The organism is Pseudomonas sp. AM8 (assembly GCF_036346475.1).
GTDB classification, from domain to species: domain Bacteria; phylum Pseudomonadota; class Gammaproteobacteria; order Pseudomonadales; family Pseudomonadaceae; genus Aquipseudomonas; species Aquipseudomonas marginalis.
Genome location: NZ_JAOTNX010000007.1, coordinates 343,181 through 357,234 on the forward strand (window position 1 = coordinate 343,181; position 14,054 = coordinate 357,234).

At 60.7% G+C, this 14,054-nt stretch carries 16 protein-coding genes and 1 pseudogene; 14 read left to right on the forward strand and 3 right to left on the reverse strand.

The features are described from left to right. Nucleotides 1-62 precede the first annotated feature (62 nt). From V3W40_RS18940 to V3W40_RS18960, 5 genes are all read left to right on the forward strand, one after another. On the forward strand, nt 63-830 hold the full coding sequence (locus V3W40_RS18940) for a fimbrial biogenesis chaperone (protein WP_330215491.1): 768 nt from the start codon (nt 63-65) through the stop codon (nt 828-830). A gap of 8 nt (nt 831-838) precedes the next feature. Next, nucleotides 839-1,606, forward strand: coding sequence for a fimbrial biogenesis chaperone (locus V3W40_RS18945; protein ID WP_098480519.1), 768 nt, complete (start codon nt 839-841; stop codon nt 1,604-1,606). A gap of 158 nt (nt 1,607-1,764) precedes the next feature. Further along, the gene (locus tag V3W40_RS18950) at nt 1,765-4,350 is read left to right on the forward strand and encodes a fimbria/pilus outer membrane usher protein (RefSeq protein ID WP_330215492.1); all 2,586 of its coding nucleotides are present in this window, start codon (nt 1,765-1,767) and stop codon (nt 4,348-4,350) included. Next, nucleotides 4,337-5,356, forward strand: a complete 1,020-nt coding sequence (locus V3W40_RS18955) for a fimbrial protein (protein WP_330215493.1) — start codon at nt 4,337-4,339, stop codon at nt 5,354-5,356. The genes V3W40_RS18950 and V3W40_RS18955 overlap by 14 nt, the downstream gene beginning before the upstream one ends. 18 nt (nt 5,357-5,374) lie before the next feature. Further along, complete coding sequence (locus tag V3W40_RS18960) at nt 5,375-5,896, forward strand: fimbrial protein (RefSeq protein ID WP_092358745.1); 522 nt, start codon at nt 5,375-5,377, stop codon at nt 5,894-5,896. A gap of 68 nt (nt 5,897-5,964) precedes the next feature. Here V3W40_RS18960 and V3W40_RS18965 read toward each other — a convergent pair. The 3 genes and pseudogenes from V3W40_RS18965 to V3W40_RS18975 form a co-directional block, all read right to left on the reverse strand. Beyond that, nucleotides 5,965-6,950: pseudogene (locus V3W40_RS18965) on the reverse strand (phasin family protein). Between the two features lie 12 nt (nt 6,951-6,962). Continuing rightward, the gene (locus V3W40_RS18970; RefSeq protein ID WP_027605028.1) at nt 6,963-7,385 is read right to left on the reverse strand and encodes a phasin family protein; all 423 of its coding nucleotides are present in this window, start codon (nt 7,383-7,385) and stop codon (nt 6,963-6,965) included. 106 nt (nt 7,386-7,491) lie between these two features. Beyond that, nucleotides 7,492-7,767: a polyhydroxyalkanoic acid system family protein gene (locus V3W40_RS18975; protein WP_065940772.1), complete on the reverse strand. Its 276-nt coding sequence runs from the start codon at nt 7,765-7,767 to the stop codon at nt 7,492-7,494. A 144-nt stretch (nt 7,768-7,911) separates the two neighbouring features. On the opposite strand from V3W40_RS18975, the gene ubiE reads away from it, so the two are divergent. From ubiE to V3W40_RS19020, 9 genes are read left to right on the forward strand one after another with little or no spacing between them, the layout of a single operon-like run. Then, nucleotides 7,912-8,682, forward strand: coding sequence for a bifunctional demethylmenaquinone methyltransferase/2-methoxy-6-polyprenyl-1,4-benzoquinol methylase UbiE (gene ubiE / locus V3W40_RS18980; protein ID WP_003171186.1), 771 nt, complete (start codon nt 7,912-7,914; stop codon nt 8,680-8,682). Next, complete coding sequence (locus V3W40_RS18985) at nt 8,682-9,305, forward strand: ubiquinone biosynthesis accessory factor UbiJ (RefSeq protein WP_065925724.1); 624 nt, start codon at nt 8,682-8,684, stop codon at nt 9,303-9,305. The genes ubiE and V3W40_RS18985 overlap by 1 nt, the downstream gene beginning before the upstream one ends. Next, nucleotides 9,302-10,906 (forward strand): ubiquinone biosynthesis regulatory protein kinase UbiB, encoded by a 1,605-nt coding sequence (gene ubiB, locus V3W40_RS18990; protein WP_027605031.1) that lies wholly within the window; start codon nt 9,302-9,304, stop codon nt 10,904-10,906. The genes V3W40_RS18985 and ubiB overlap by 4 nt, the downstream gene beginning before the upstream one ends. 41 nt (nt 10,907-10,947) lie before the next feature. Next, nucleotides 10,948-11,340, forward strand: coding sequence for a phosphoribosyl-AMP cyclohydrolase (hisI, locus tag V3W40_RS18995; RefSeq protein ID WP_330215494.1), 393 nt, complete (start codon nt 10,948-10,950; stop codon nt 11,338-11,340). A gap of 2 nt (nt 11,341-11,342) precedes the next feature. Then, nucleotides 11,343-11,675 carry a phosphoribosyl-ATP diphosphatase gene (locus V3W40_RS19000; RefSeq protein WP_027605032.1) on the forward strand — a complete coding sequence of 111 codons (333 nt, stop codon included), beginning with the start codon at nt 11,343-11,345 and terminating at the stop codon, nt 11,673-11,675. 26 nt (nt 11,676-11,701) lie between these two features. Beyond that, nucleotides 11,702-11,980, forward strand: a complete 279-nt coding sequence (locus V3W40_RS19005; protein ID WP_003171180.1) for a twin-arginine translocase TatA/TatE family subunit — start codon at nt 11,702-11,704, stop codon at nt 11,978-11,980. 10 nt (nt 11,981-11,990) lie between these two features. Then, a complete protein-coding gene (tatB, locus tag V3W40_RS19010) occupies nt 11,991-12,401 on the forward strand; it encodes a Sec-independent protein translocase protein TatB (RefSeq protein WP_330215495.1) in 411 nt (136 codons plus the stop codon). Further along, complete coding sequence (gene tatC / locus V3W40_RS19015; RefSeq protein ID WP_027605034.1) at nt 12,398-13,189, forward strand: twin-arginine translocase subunit TatC; 792 nt, start codon at nt 12,398-12,400, stop codon at nt 13,187-13,189. The genes tatB and tatC overlap by 4 nt, the downstream gene beginning before the upstream one ends. Beyond that, nucleotides 13,186-13,893, forward strand: coding sequence for a 16S rRNA (uracil(1498)-N(3))-methyltransferase (locus tag V3W40_RS19020; protein ID WP_330215496.1), 708 nt, complete (start codon nt 13,186-13,188; stop codon nt 13,891-13,893). The genes tatC and V3W40_RS19020 overlap by 4 nt, the downstream gene beginning before the upstream one ends. Nucleotides 13,894-14,054: the final 161 nt, after the last annotated feature.

Genomic DNA, 14,054 nt, shown 5'->3' on the forward strand with positions numbered 1-14,054 from the left:
GGACCTGCAACTGCGTTGCGGGTCCGCCCCCAGACTCGAAGAGACTTCAAATGATTAAAAGAATGGCCCGCCGTGCTCTCGCCACCTGTGCCCTCGGGCTGCTGTCGCTGCACGCGCTCAACGCCCATGCCGGCATCATTGTCCATGGCACACGCGTGATCTACCCCGCTGAGCAGCAGGAGGTCGTTGTGCGCCTGGAGAATAAAGCCGATCGTCCGGCATTGGTACAGACCTGGCTGGATACGGGCGACCGAAACTCGACACCAGCGACTGCGCGGACTCCGTTCACCCTCTCACCGCCGATGTTTCGCATCGAACCGCACCAACAACAGGCATTGCGCCTGCGTTATTCCGGCGCCCCGTTGCCTACTGATCGCGAAAGCCTGTTCTGGTTGAACATATTCGAAGTGCCGCCGACTTCCGCCGACGCCGCGCAAAACAACCAGATCGAATTGTCGTTTCGCACTCGCTTGCGGGTCTTCCTGCGCCCACAAGGATTGCCATACCCCGTCAGCAGCGCGGCAGCCAAACTGCAGTGGAAACTGGTCCCCCATAACCATGGGTTCGCCCTGCAAGCGACCAACCCCACGCCCTACCATATTTCGCTGGCTTCGGTCGCGTTGCTGAGCGAAGGCAAACGGTTCAACAAGGCGCCGAGCCAGGCGGCCAATGACGGTCTGTTATTGCCGGCCGGAGACATGAAACTGTTTGCATTGCCCCAGTTGCGTATTCGTCCCAACGGCAACCCCAAGGTCGAGTTCGTTTCCGTCAGCGATTTTGGCGCCCGCGTGCAGCACACAGCGGCTGTCACCCTTTCGTCCGCAGGATAACCCGCAGCATGAACGCGACTTTGATCTCACATTGGCTAACCAGACTCAGCCTGTTGACGCTTGCACTGATCTGTCCCGTCATGGCGCAGGCAAGCGTTGTGATCAGCAGCACACGGATCATCTATCCGCAACAGGACAAGGAAGTCACTGTAAGGCTGGAAAGCAAGAATCAGGTACCCGTCCTGATGCAGGCATGGCTGGACAAGGGTGACGAGCACTCCACCCCGGACGCCGGCGGAATCCCCTTTGTCGTTACGCCGCCGATCTTTCGTATCGAGCCAGGCCGGCAACACGTCGTGCGCTTGGCATACACCGGCGAAACGCTGCCGTCTGCGCAGGAAAGCCTGTACTGGTTCAACTTACTCGAAGTGCCTTCGCAGGCCGAAGATGCCGCCCAGGGTAACCAGTTGCAACTTGCCTTCCGCTCCAGGATCAAGGTGTTTCTCCGACCGCCCAGCCTGCCCTTTGCGGCCGAAGCCGCGCCGGCCAAATTGCAGTGGCGCAGCGTAACCACCGAGCACGGCCCGTCACTGGAGGTCTATAACCCGACCCCCTATTACGTGAATTTCGACAAGATCGAAGTGGTCGCGAAGGGGCAGCGCCATGCGCGCAAATCCGCCGCATCGAGCGGAGACAATATGGTGGCGCCCGATAGCCGCAACCACTTCCAGATTGCAGGGCTTGCGTCGTTGCGTACGGCCGAGATGACCGTGGAGTTCCAGACGCTCGACGACTTCGGGCTCACGATCCAGCACAGCGCCAAGGTGTCGCCATGATCGCCCCACCCTGAGTTCATCAGGGTCCAGTCCCTGCCTCTCGAGGTTGATTGACCCGCCGCAGCACAAATCAAACACGTCCGTTCAGTACTTGTTCGTCAGGACAGGGCCGCGCTTTGTCGCAATTCGGACCACAACTTTCCCCGGGAACGGTATCCATGAGTTCGAAAACACCGGCCAGACCCGAAAACGGGTTTATATCGCCTTTCAGGTTGACGCTTGTAGCTCAAGGTCTATTGCTGTTGGGTGGCGCCCACACTGCAGCGGCCCAAGACGCCACGCATTCTGTATTCAACCCGGCCTTTTTTCCCGGCGGGGCAGCGGGCTTGCAGGTCGACATTTCAAAGTTCAACCAAGGCAACGTCGTGCTACCCGGCAGCTACCGTGCGGAGGTTTATCTCAACGGCCAATGGATAGGCAGAGAGACGCTATCGTTCAAAGCGATGGACGGACAAGACACTGCGCAGATGTGCCTTGAGCGTGACGCGCTCTTCAGGTTCGGCATCGACATGGAGGCGGTCGACAGGCAATCGACCGACGCCGTATTTTCCGCATGCGCCGATATTGCCAGCTACCTGCCAGGCGCCAGCAGCCGGTTCGATTCTGGTGAAAATCGCCTTGACCTGCAGATCCCGCAGATTTACCTCGCACGCAAGGCTCGGGGCTATATCGATCCCAAACACTGGGACAGTGGCATCGACGCAGCCTTCGTGCGTTACAACGCCAACACCTTTGCCACCCAAACCAGGCATCAGTCGCTCAACTCCAACTACCTGGGCCTGAACACCGGGCTCAACCTGGGCGACTGGCATTGGCGCCACAACGGCAGCTACAGCCAATCATCGGTGGGCTCTGGCTACCAGAGCAGCAGCACCTACGTTCAGCGTGAAATGAGCTCGCTGCAGTCTCAATTGATGGTCGGCGAAATCTACACGCCGGGCGAGCTGTTCGACAGCGTCCGCCTGCGGGGTGCGAGCCTGTTCAGCGATGACCGGATGCTGCCTGATTCCCAGACCGGTTTTGCCCCCGTGGTGCGCGGCGTTGCCGAGACCAACGCGCGGGTGACCGTGCGCCAGCGCGGGGTACTGCTGGATGAGGTGTCGGTGGCGCCCGGGCCGTTTGTACTCAATGATTTATTCCCTACCGGATATGGCGGCGACCTGACCGTCACGATCACCGAGGCGGATGGCCGTCAGCGGGAGTTCATAGTCCCCTTTGCGGCCAACACCAACCTCCTGCGACCCGGCCACCACCGCTATTCGCTGAGCATCGGCCAGCTCGATGAACTTGGCCTTCGGCACCCTCCCACACTGATGCAGGCGACCTACCAGCATGGCCTCAGCAATCTACTGACCGGCTATACCGGCGCGGTGGTGGGCCAAGACTACAACTCACAATTATTGGGAACGGCACTCAACACGCCATTGGGTGCGGTGTCGTTTGACTTGACCCACTCCAATGCCCATATACCTGGGCACGGTTCGCGGGAGGGACAAAGCCTGCAACTGCGCTACAGCAAGAATTTCGCAGACACCGGCACTCACTTCGCATTGGGGGCCTACCGCTATTCCACTAAAGGGTTCCTGAGCGTGGGCGATGCCGCACGGGTTCGCGACCTTGCCATCGACGGACTCAGCCTCGACAGCGTCTCGCGCCTGCGCGACAGAATGGATATAAGCCTCAACCAGAGCCTGGGCAACGGCTCGGTTTACTTGACCGGTTCTTCACAAAACTATTGGAACCGCACAAGTGGCAACCTGACCTTTACTGCGGGATACAGCGGCACCTGGAAGGGCCTTCACTATACCGTCAGTGCACAGCGCACCCGTGACCTGTTGAGCGACCGAGTCGACAAGCAGGTGGATCTGACCTTGAGCCTGCCCCTGGGCAGCGGCGCCCGTTCGCCGACCCTGACCACCACGGTCTATCACGGCGACCAAAACAGTGGAGAGCGCGTGAACGTCGGCGGCAGCCTTGGCGAACGCAGCGAATTCAGCTACGGCCTTGGTGCCAGTCGAACCCGAGGCAGTGGTAACGCCGCGAGTGCCGATATGAAATACCAGGCCAGTCACGGCGTGCTGTCTGCCGGTTACGGGCAGAGCAGCGACTATCGCTCGGTATCGCTGGGAATGACCGGTGGCATCGTTGCCCACGCTGGCGGCGTGACCTTCGCCCCGGAGCTGGGCGACACCATCGGCATCGTCCAGGCGCCCGACGCCCAGGGTGCGCGGATCAACGGTAACCACAGCGCGCAAGTCGGTAACAGCGGCTACGCCGTGGTGCCCCACCTTACCCCCTATCGCCAGAACGTCGTGGAACTGGACCCGAAGGATCTTTCGGTCGATGTGGAACTCAAGACCGCCGCCCAGAACGTAGCGCCCCGTGCCGGTTCGGTGGTGAAGCTTAAGTTCGAGACGGTCAGCGGCCAGGCCATGTTGATCACGGCACTGCGCGAGGATGGCAGCTCCTTGCCGTTTGGTGCGGATGTGTTTGATGAGGACGGCGCGAGCGTCGGGGTGGTCGGGCAGGGTGGTCAAGCCTTTGTTCGAGTGTCTCGTACACAGGGACCATTGACGATCAAGTGGGGCCCCCATGCCGGCGCCGCATGCCAGTTGCATTACGACTTGGGCGCACAGTCGAACATTGCCGGCACCCAACGGTTGCTTAATCTCGACGCGGGCACCTGCCGGCTCGATACAGCACAGCACATGCCACCGTCGAGCGAGCGCAATGCAAGCAGTTGATCCGGCGCAGGCAAGCACGCCCAGTGCACTGCTTGCCTGCAACCGCCCTATTTCTTTTGCGGGACTGAAGATGAAACGCGCCATACAACTCATGTCAACAGTGCTGGTCCTTGGCTCGCCGATCGCGGCTCAAGCGGCGTGTGACAGGTATCAGAACGACACATTCACACTCACCCTTCCGTCCACAATCGTCGTACCGGACAGCCTCCCGGTGGAGTCTGAAATTGTCATTAAGGAATTCACTGGTACGGCACCCTCTTACACCATGAATTGCGGCCCCACCTTGTTAACGATTACCGGGCGCTACAACGCAAGGTCTCACTCAAAGTACTACGAGACGGAGGTTCCTGGCGTGGGCGTACACATGCGCATCCGACATTCCGGCTCGCTTTACCCTTTCTTCAGCATGCATAACCAGCAACGCACATTCAGCGGCCCCCTCACCAGCTTCATGGCCGCGGAGTTGAGGTTCTATAAAGCCGGGCCTGTAACAGACGGGACAGTGCCTGCCGGTAACATTTGGGTGAAGAGACTGGATAACCGTCCGGAGAGTTTTACCCTGAGGCTCGGCAACGCAGTGCGCTTTGTCAGGCCCGCCGCCACCTGCGACCTGGCAACCGGCGACGTCAACCGCACGATCTCGCTCGACCCAGTGCAAGTCGGCGCATTCAACAACGCAACGACCGCGGGCCCACGCAACTTCGAGTTAACCGCAAACTGCACCAACGCTTCCAACGTGACCTTCCGCTTTTCCGGTACCCCCGCACCTGGCAATGATCGGCTCTTCGCCAATACGGGCACTGCCGGTGGCGTCGCCCTGTGGCTGTATTCGCGCATTGGCGGCGGTATCCAGAACATCCTCGCCAACGGCACCGAAAACACCCGCACGGTACCGGTCTCCGGCGGTCGCGCGGTGCTGCCGCTGGGTGCGGCCTATCACAAGAACGGCACGGTCAGCCAAGGCAGGCTCGAAACGACCGCGACCGTCAACATCACCTATAACTAAAAACCTGAGGAGTATGCAATGAGGATTCGAGCCCTGCCCCTGCTGCTGGCTATCACCGCGAGCCTGGCCGCCACCGCGGTCCAGGCCGCAACCACGGGCACCTTGCGCTTTACCGGCCAGGTCAACGCCGGCACCTGCAACCTGGCCGCCGGTGATGTGACCCGCACCATCACCCTGCCCTCGATCAAAGTATCGGATTTTGATTCATCCGAAGAAGTGGGTACGACAAATTTCGACATTACCGCCGAGTGCGAATCGGACATTCAAAATGTGTTCTTTCTGTTCGCGGGCACTCCGTCCAGCGGCAATGGCGCATTGTTCGCCAACACCGGAACCTCAGCCGGGACGGCGCTCTCGCTTTCCCACCGGAACGTCGCTTACATTCCCGCCAATGGTTCTGTCGCCGAGCGCACCCGCCAGATCGCCACAAGCGGCGCAAGAGCGTTGTTACCGATGAATGCGTCGTACCGAAAAACCGGCACCCCAATTACCGCGGGTACCCTGGACAGCACTGTCACCGTTTCCATTACTTACAATTGATGGGGAACCGCGCACAAAAAAATGCCCAGCCTTTGCAGGCCGGGCATTTTTTACGCGTCCCGGAAAAATCAGGACTGACTGGTTGGCGTCGGGGTGACCGGCGTTGCAGTCGGGGTGGCGGCTGGCGTGGGTGCCGACACCGAGTTGGCCGCCGACGCAGCCGGTGCCGTGGTTGCCGGCTTGGCGGCAACAGCAGGCTTGGGCGCTGCCGGTTTTTTCGCTGCAGCTGGCTTCTTCGCCGCAGCAGGTTTGGCGGCTGGCTTGGCCACCGGTTTCGCGGCGGCGGGCTTGGCTGCAGGTTTAGCAGCGGCAGGCTTGGCCGCGGGTTTGGCCGCTACGGTTTTGGCTGCGGGCTTAGCCGCCGGTTTTGCGGCGGCCTTGGCTGCTGGCTTGGCCGCAGGTTTGGCAGTTGCTTTCGCAGCCACGGGTTTAGCTGTGGCCTTGGCAGCCGGTTTGGCCGCTGCGGTTTTGGCAGCCGGTTTAGCGACTGCTTTTATTTTACAGCTGCCTTGACCGCGGGTTTTGCAGCTGGCTTGGCGGCAGCTTTCACCAGAGGTTTGGCAGCCGTTTTAGCCGCTGGTTTGGCAGCGGCCGTTTTTGCAGCAGGCTTGGCAGCCGGTTTAGCGGCGGCCGCTTTCACTGGAGCCACTTTGGCACCGGTCAGTTTTTCGATTTGCTTTGTCAGGGTATCGACCTTGCTGTGCAGGGTCTTCAGCTCAGCTTTACTCGGCACGCCCAGGCGCGAAATAGCACTGTTGAGGCGCTTGTCCAGAGCCCCTTCGAGTTCGCCCCAAGTACCCAATACCTGTTTCTTCGCATCACTGATGCGCGAACCGGCAGTCGCTTTGGCAGCACCTACTTGTTTACCCACTGCGCTCTTGGTCAACTTCTCGGCTTTCTCGCCGTCTTTAACCAAGGTCTCGAAGAGTTTACTGCCGTCACTGTCGATCTTCGAGTAAACGCCTAAACCAGCCAGCCAGATCTTGCGGGAATACTCTTCAACTTTCCCGACCCACGAGCTGCCTTCTTTCTGAGTAGTCTTTTTAACAGCCATCCCGATGTCTCCTTAGTGTTTACGCGCGACACGTTCGAGCAATGCCGTCAGCTCTTCGAGCTTAGCAGAGAGTGTCTCCACGTCATGTTTAGACGCAATGCCAATTCGATTCAAGGCACTGGCAACGCGAGTATCAAAAGCTTTTTCAACTTTATCCAGCTGAACTTCTACCAGACCTTTGACCGCGGAGACATTACTCTTTACTTGATCAATCTGACTGTTGGCTGCATCAAGTTGTTCCACTGCAACTTTTTTGCCTTTACTTTCAACATGTTGACCGGTTTTAACCAGCTCTTTGAAGTAGTCGCCGCCCTCGCTGCCGACCTTCGCGTAGGCACCAAGACCCGCCAACCAGATCTTGCGGGCGTAGGTTTTAACGTCACTCAACGCGCCGGTCTGAGCATCGATTTTTTTCTTCAGGATAACTTTGGCCATGGTGCACCTCACGCAGAAAAGGGGGGGAGGAACGGCCCGCAGGAGTTGAGGGCCTGGGCACAAAGTAGGCTGGAAAATTAGAATCGGCACCCTAAGTACTCGCGCATCAGGCCAAGGCTTTATCCAGGGCTTTCTCGATTTCGGACTTGATGGTGCCACTCATGGCCGACATCAACAGGCCCAGTTCCACATCAATGCGCAGCAAATCATCCGCCACCAATACGGTGCCTTTAACCCCCGAACGCTTGAGGTTCAAGGTATCGCCGGACCAGGAGGGCTCCAGGCCATATTGCTCCTGGAGTTTATGCGCCAACTTCTCGGCCTTTGCGCGTGCCCCTTCTTTACCCAGGGAATGTGCACGCTCAACGGTTATACGGGCCATTGCGATGACTCCTCTTTATAGGGATTTGAATACCTTGAATGCGGCAAAAGGTCTCGGTGCCTGCCTATCTTACCTGCAGCCTTGCCAAGACAAAGCAGGCCTTGGGGATTATCATGTCCCGCATTCTCTTTTGGTGACAGCGATATGACTGATCAGCGCAAAGGCAGCGATGCCGAACCCACCACTCACTTCGGCTTCAAGAACGTCCCGGAAAGCCAGAAAGCGGAAAAAGTCGCTGAGGTATTCCACTCCGTGGCGGCCAAGTACGACCTGATGAACGACGTGCTCTCCGGCGGCATGCACCGCCTGTGGAAACGCTTCACCATCGAGCTGTCGGGTGTACGCACCGGCAACCGCGTGCTGGACATCGCCGGCGGCACGGGTGACCTGGCGGCCAAGTTTTCCAAGCTCGTCGGCCCTACCGGCCAGGTGGTGCTGGCGGACATCAACGGCTCGATGCTCAAGGTCGGCCGTGACCGCCTGCTCGACAAAGGCGTGGCCGGCAATATCGAATTCGTCCAGGCCGACGCTGAAAAGCTGCCGTTCCCCGACAACCATTTCGACTGCGTGACTATCGCCTTCGGCCTGCGCAACGTGACCCACAAGGAAGACGCGATCCGCTCGATGCTGCGCGTACTCAAGCCGGGTGGTCGCCTGTTGGTACTGGAGTTCTCCAAGCCGACCAACGCGCTGATGTCCAAGGTCTACGACACCTACTCCTTCGCCTTCATGCCGTTGATGGGCAAGCTGATCACCAATGACGCCGAAAGCTACCGCTACCTGGCCGAATCGATCCGCATGCACCCCGACCAGGAAACCCTGAAGTCGATGATGGTAGAAGCCGGTTTCGACCGCGTGACCTACCACAACATGACTTCGGGCATTGTCGCCCTGCACCGTGGCATCAAGCCCTGATGCTGCTCAAAGGCCTTCTCGCCAGCGTCGAACACGGTATCAACCGTGTACTGCGCCTGGACAGCACCGCCCTGGCGCGGCTCGCGCACTTGAACGGCAAGGTCATCGCCGTGGACTGCACCAGCCCCGCCCTGCAGCTGTTTATCCTGCCCAGCGATGAAGGCCTGCTGCTCGCCACTCAATGGGCTGCCGAAGCCGACTGCACCCTGCGTGCACCGGCCTCCAGCCTGTTGCACCTAACGCTGAGCCGCAACAAGACCGCCATCCTCCACGGCCCCGAAGTGCACCTGGAAGGCGACAGCGCGGTCCTGATGGACCTGGCCGCCGTACTGCAGGACCTGGAACTGGACTGGGAATACGAGCTGTCCCGCTGGATCGGCCCCGTCGCCACCCAGTTGATCAGCGGGCACCTGCGCAGTCGCACGCGCTGGTACCAGCAGGGGTTCGCCAGCCTCAACCAGAACCTTGCCGAATACCTGAGCGAAGAATCGCGCACCCTGGTCGGAGAACGCGAAGCGCAAGCGCGCTTTCGTGAGCTCGACAAGGCCAAAATCGACCTGGAACGCCTCGAGGCCCGCTTCGAGCGCCTGAGCCGTTCCCTTGATCCAAGCGATAACGCATGAAGCTGCTCGCCGTCCGCCGTTTGTTCCGTATCCAGCGCGTCGTAATCCGCTACCGCCTCGATGACCTGCTGTTCGCCCTGCCTTTGCCGTGGTTCCTGCTGGCGGTGCGCTATGTGCTGCCGTGGCGCTGGTTCCCGCGCAAGCAGCTGGAGTTGAGCCGGGGCGCGCGCCTGCGCCTGGCCTTGCAGGACCTGGGGCCGATCTTTATCAAGTTCGGGCAGATCCTCTCCACGCGCCGCGACCTGCTGCCCGAAGACATCGCCGACGAACTGATGCTGCTGCAGGATCGCGTACCGCCGTTCGATTCGCAGCAGTCGATGAAGCTGATCGAAGAGCAGCTGGGCAAGAAGATCAGCGAGGTGTTCAGCCGCTTCGACGTCGAACCGCTGGCCTCGGCCTCGGTGGCGCAAGTGCACGCCGCGCAGTTGAAGAGCGGCGAAGAAGTGGTGGTGAAGGTGATTCGCCCGGGCCTCAAGCCGATCATCGGCCAGGACCTGGCGTGGCTGTTTATCCTGGCCCGCGCCGCCGAACGTTTCTCTGCCGATGCGCGCCTGCTGCACCCGGTGGACGTGGTCGCCGACTACGAGAAAACCATCTACGACGAACTCGACCTGCTGCGCGAAGCAGCCAACGCCAGCCAGCTCAAGCGCAACTTCGAAGGTTCGCCGTTGCTGTACGTGCCGCAGGTGTATTGGGACTGGTGCCGCCCGAAAGTGCTGGTGATGGAGCGCATCTACGGCGTGCAGGTCACCGACCTCGCGACCCTGGCCGACCAGCGCACCGACATGAAGATGCTCGCCGAGCGCGGCGTGGAGATCTTCTTCACCCAGGTGTTCCGCGACAGTTTCTTCCACGCCGACATGCACCCCGGCAATATCTTCGTCAGCACCGTCAATCCGTGGAGCCCGCAGTACATTGCGATCGACTGCGGCATCGTCGGCAGCCTGACCCCGGAAGACCAGGACTACCTGGCGCGCAACCTGTTCGCCTTCTTCAAGCGTGACTACCGCCGCGTGGCGCAGCTGCACATCGATTCGGGCTGGGTGCCGGCGGAAACCAAGCTCAATGAATTCGAAGCGGCGATCCGCACCGTGTGCGAGCCGATCTTTGAAAAGCCACTGAAAGATATCTCCTTCGGCCAGGTGCTGATGCGCCTGTTCCAGACCGCGCGGCGCTTCAATATGGAAGTGCAGCCGCAACTGGTGCTGCTGCAAAAAACCCTGCTCAACATCGAAGGCCTGGGCCGCCAGCTGTACCCGGACCTCGACCTGTGGAACACCGCCCAGCCGTTCCTGGAACGCTGGATGCGCGAGCGGGTCAGCCCGAAAACCTTGCTGGGCAACCTGCACAGCCAGTTCGAACAGCTGCCGCACCTGGCCAACATGACCCGCGACCTGCTGGAGCGCATGTCCCAGCCCCATGCCAAAGACCCCGCGCCGCCCTGGCAGAAGCGCAAGGACGACTGGTTCCTGCGCCTGCTGGGTGCTGCGCACCTGGTCGGTGGCGTGATGCTGGCCATTGGCGGGCCGCTGAACCAACTGGGCCACTGGCCGGCCGGCATCATGGTCGCCGTGGGTGTTTATCTGATCGTGCGTCGATAGCCAATCCGGTTATACACTGTCGCAAATTGCCGGAGCCGAAGATGAAAGACTGGCTGGACGAGATCAAGTGGGACAGTGACGGCCTGGTGCCGGCCATTGCCCAGGACTACAAGACCGGGCGCGTGCTGATGATGGCCTGGATGAACCGCGAGGCCCTGAGCCTCACCGCCACTGAGCAGCACGCCATTTACTGGTCACGTTCCCGTGGCAAACTGTGGCGCAAGGGCGAAGAGTCCGGGCACGTGCAGACCCTGCACGAGATGCGCATCGACTGCGACGCCGACGTGGTGATCCTCAAGGTCGAGCAGATCGGCGACATCGCCTGCCACACCGGCCGCCACAGCTGCTTCTATCGCGTGTTCGAGAACGGCGAATGGAAGGTTGTAGAGCCGGTGCTCAAAGACCCGCATGCCATCTACTCGGCAGGACACTGACCATGAGCGATACCCTCAACCGTGTGGCCCAGGTGCTGGAGGACCGCAAAGGTGCGGACGCCGACAGCTCCTACGTCGCCAGCCTGTACCACAAGGGTCTGAACAAGATCCTGGAAAAACTCGGCGAAGAGTCCATCGAGACCATCATCGCGGCCAAGGACGCGCAAATCAGCGGCGATTGCAGCGATGTCATCTATGAGACCGCCGACTTGTGGTTCCATAGCCTGGTCATGCTCGCCCAACTGGGGCAGCATCCACAGGCCGTGCTGGATGAACTGGACCGTCGCTTCGGCTTGTCCGGGCACGCCGAAAAGGCCTCGCGCCCGTCCGCTTGAATAACTTTTACTAGAGGATTTGCAGCATGGGCATTTTTGACTGGAAACACTGGATCGTCATCCTGGTGGTAGTGGTACTGGTATTCGGCACCAAGAAACTCAAAAACCTCGGCACCGACGTGGGCGAGTCGATCAAGGGCTTCCGTAAAGCCATGAACGACGATGAGAAGCCTGCCGACCCGGCCGCCAACCCGGTGCCACCGGCCCAGCCTGTACACCCCCAGGCCACCCAGCCGATCACCGAGCGTCGTACCTTCGACGTGCAGGCTGAAAAAGTCGAAGAGCCGACCCGCAAAGACTCGTGAGCACTGACTAATGTTTGGTATCAGCTTCTCTGAACTGCTGCTCGTCGGCCTGGTTGCCTTGCTGGTACTGGGGCCGGAACGCCTGCCCGGTGCCGCGCGCACGGCCGGCCTGTGGATCGGGCGCCTGAAACGCAGTTTCAACGCCATCAAACAGGAAGTTGAACGGGAAATCGGCGCCGACGAGATCCGTCGCCAACTGCACAACGAACATATTCTGTCGCTGGAGCAGGAAGCCCGGAAGATCCTGTCGCCGGTGCAGGAGCCCGCCAAACCGGTGGAGCCTGGGGCCGAGCACAGCATCGCGCCTGCGGTGGATACCCCGCCCGCCGCCCCGACCCCGACCGCTGCAACCGAGCCTGCGCCGACGCCCGCTGCGTCGCCCGCGCCCCATGACCCTACATTGCCGCCGCGAGCCCCATGAGCGCTGATAAACCGGAAAACGACCAGCATATGCCGCTGGTCTCGCACCTGACCGAGCTGCGGACCCGCCTGCTGCGTTGCGTGGCCGCGATCTTCGTGATCTTTGCCGGGCTGTTCGCCTTTACCCAGCAGATCTACACCTTCGTCTCCACGCCACTGCGCCAGTACCTGCCGGCCGGCGCGACGATGATTGCCACCGATGTGTCATCGCCCTTCCTCACACCGTTGAAGCTGACGATGATGGTCTCGCTGTTCCTGGCGATCCCGGTGATCCTGCACCAGATCTGGGGCTTTATCGCACCGGGCCTGTACAAGCATGAGAAGCGCATCGCCGTGCCCTTGCTGGTGTCGAGCATCCTGCTGTTCTACACCGGCATGGCCTTCGCCTACTTCCTGGTATTCCCGTTGATCTTCAAGTTCTTCGCTGCCGCCACCCCGGCCGGCGTGGAGATGATGACGGACATCACCAGCTACCTCGACTTCGTGATGACGCTGTTCTTCGCCTTTGGCGTCGCCTTCGAAATCCCCGTGGCCGTGGTGTTGCTGGTGTGGATCGGCGTGGTCAACGTGCAGTACCTGAAGAAGATCCGCCCGTACGTGATCATCGGCTGCTTCGTGGTCGGTATGATCCTCACGCCGCCGGACATCTTCTCCCAGACCCTGCTGGCCGTGCCGATGTGGATGCTGTTCGAGATCGGCATCCTGTTCAGCGGCCTGATCAGCAAGCGTGGCGATCACCCGGATGACCAACCCGCCGACGACGACCAGCCGCCAGCGACCCAGCCGTGAACCTGCTGCTGCTGTTCGATGCCGACTTCATTGCGGCCGACCGGGTGATCCTGCGTGATCGGCGCCTGGTGCATATGCAGGAAGTCCACCGCGCCGCCGTAGGCGACAGCCTGCGGGTCGGGCGCCTTGGCGGGTTGATGGGCAACGCGCAATTGCTGCGCCTGGAAGCCCGCGAAGCCGAACTGCAAGTGAGCTTCGACCAACCACCGCCGGTCAAACTGCCCCTGACCCTGCTGCTAGCCCTGCCACGTCCGAAGATGCTGCGCCGGGTCCTGCAAACCGTGGCGGCCATGGGCGTGCCGAAAGTGGTGCTGGTCAACAGCTACCGGGTGGAAAAAAGCTTCTGGCAGACCCCCTTCCTGGAGCCCGAGGCCATTCGCGAACAACTGATCCTCGGCCTGGAACAGGCGCGGGACACGGTACTGCCGCAAATCGTTATCGAAAAGCGCTTCAAGCCCTTCGTCGAAGACCGCCTTCCGGCCATGACCGCAGGCACCCTTGGCCTGATTGGCCATCCCGGCGACTACCCAGCCTGCCCCCGTGGGCTGGATGAACCGGTCACCCTGGCCATAGGCCCGGAAGGTGGCTGGATCCCCTATGAGGTGGACCTGCTGGCCAAGGCCGGCTTGCAGCCGGTGCAATTGGGTGCGCGCATCCTACGCGTCGAAACGGCCGTCACCGCCCTGCTCTCTCGCCTGTTCTAAACCCACCGCTGTTCCCCCTGTGGGAGAGGGCTTGCTCCCGATGGCGGTGGTTCAGCATCAGAAATGCTGAATGACCCATAGCTATCGGGAGCAAGCCCCCTCCCACAGGGTAGAGCGTCGCTACAGAATTCCGTATGCAGGCCGATAACCCGTGAATAAGT

Bases quoted from the DNA above. Each gene is read 5' to 3' on its own strand.
- ubiB (WP_027605031.1), top strand. From the start codon at position 9,302: ATGAAGCTGCTCGCCGTCCGCCGTTTGTTCCGTATCCAGCGCGTCGTA.
- V3W40_RS19000 (WP_027605032.1), top strand. From the start codon at position 11,343: ATGAGCGATACCCTCAACCGTGTGGCCCAGGTGCTGGAGGACCGCAAA.
- V3W40_RS18960 (WP_092358745.1), top strand. From the start codon at position 5,375: ATGAGGATTCGAGCCCTGCCCCTGCTGCTGGCTATCACCGCGAGCCTG.
- hisI (WP_330215494.1), top strand. From the start codon at position 10,948: ATGAAAGACTGGCTGGACGAGATCAAGTGGGACAGTGACGGCCTGGTG.
- ubiE (WP_003171186.1), top strand. From the start codon at position 7,912: ATGACTGATCAGCGCAAAGGCAGCGATGCCGAACCCACCACTCACTTC.
- V3W40_RS18955 (WP_330215493.1), top strand. From the start codon at position 4,337: ATGCAAGCAGTTGATCCGGCGCAGGCAAGCACGCCCAGTGCACTGCTT.
- V3W40_RS18940 (WP_330215491.1), top strand. From the start codon at position 63: ATGGCCCGCCGTGCTCTCGCCACCTGTGCCCTCGGGCTGCTGTCGCTG.
- V3W40_RS19005 (WP_003171180.1), top strand. From the start codon at position 11,702: ATGGGCATTTTTGACTGGAAACACTGGATCGTCATCCTGGTGGTAGTG.
- V3W40_RS18950 (WP_330215492.1), top strand. From the start codon at position 1,765: ATGAGTTCGAAAACACCGGCCAGACCCGAAAACGGGTTTATATCGCCT.
- V3W40_RS18975 (WP_065940772.1), bottom strand. From the start codon at position 7,767: ATGGCCCGTATAACCGTTGAGCGTGCACATTCCCTGGGTAAAGAAGGG.
- tatC (WP_027605034.1), top strand. From the start codon at position 12,398: ATGAGCGCTGATAAACCGGAAAACGACCAGCATATGCCGCTGGTCTCG.
- tatB (WP_330215495.1), top strand. From the start codon at position 11,991: ATGTTTGGTATCAGCTTCTCTGAACTGCTGCTCGTCGGCCTGGTTGCC.
- V3W40_RS18970 (WP_027605028.1), bottom strand. From the start codon at position 7,385: ATGGCCAAAGTTATCCTGAAGAAAAAAATCGATGCTCAGACCGGCGCG.
- V3W40_RS18985 (WP_065925724.1), top strand. From the start codon at position 8,682: ATGCTGCTCAAAGGCCTTCTCGCCAGCGTCGAACACGGTATCAACCGT.
- V3W40_RS18945 (WP_098480519.1), top strand. From the start codon at position 839: ATGAACGCGACTTTGATCTCACATTGGCTAACCAGACTCAGCCTGTTG.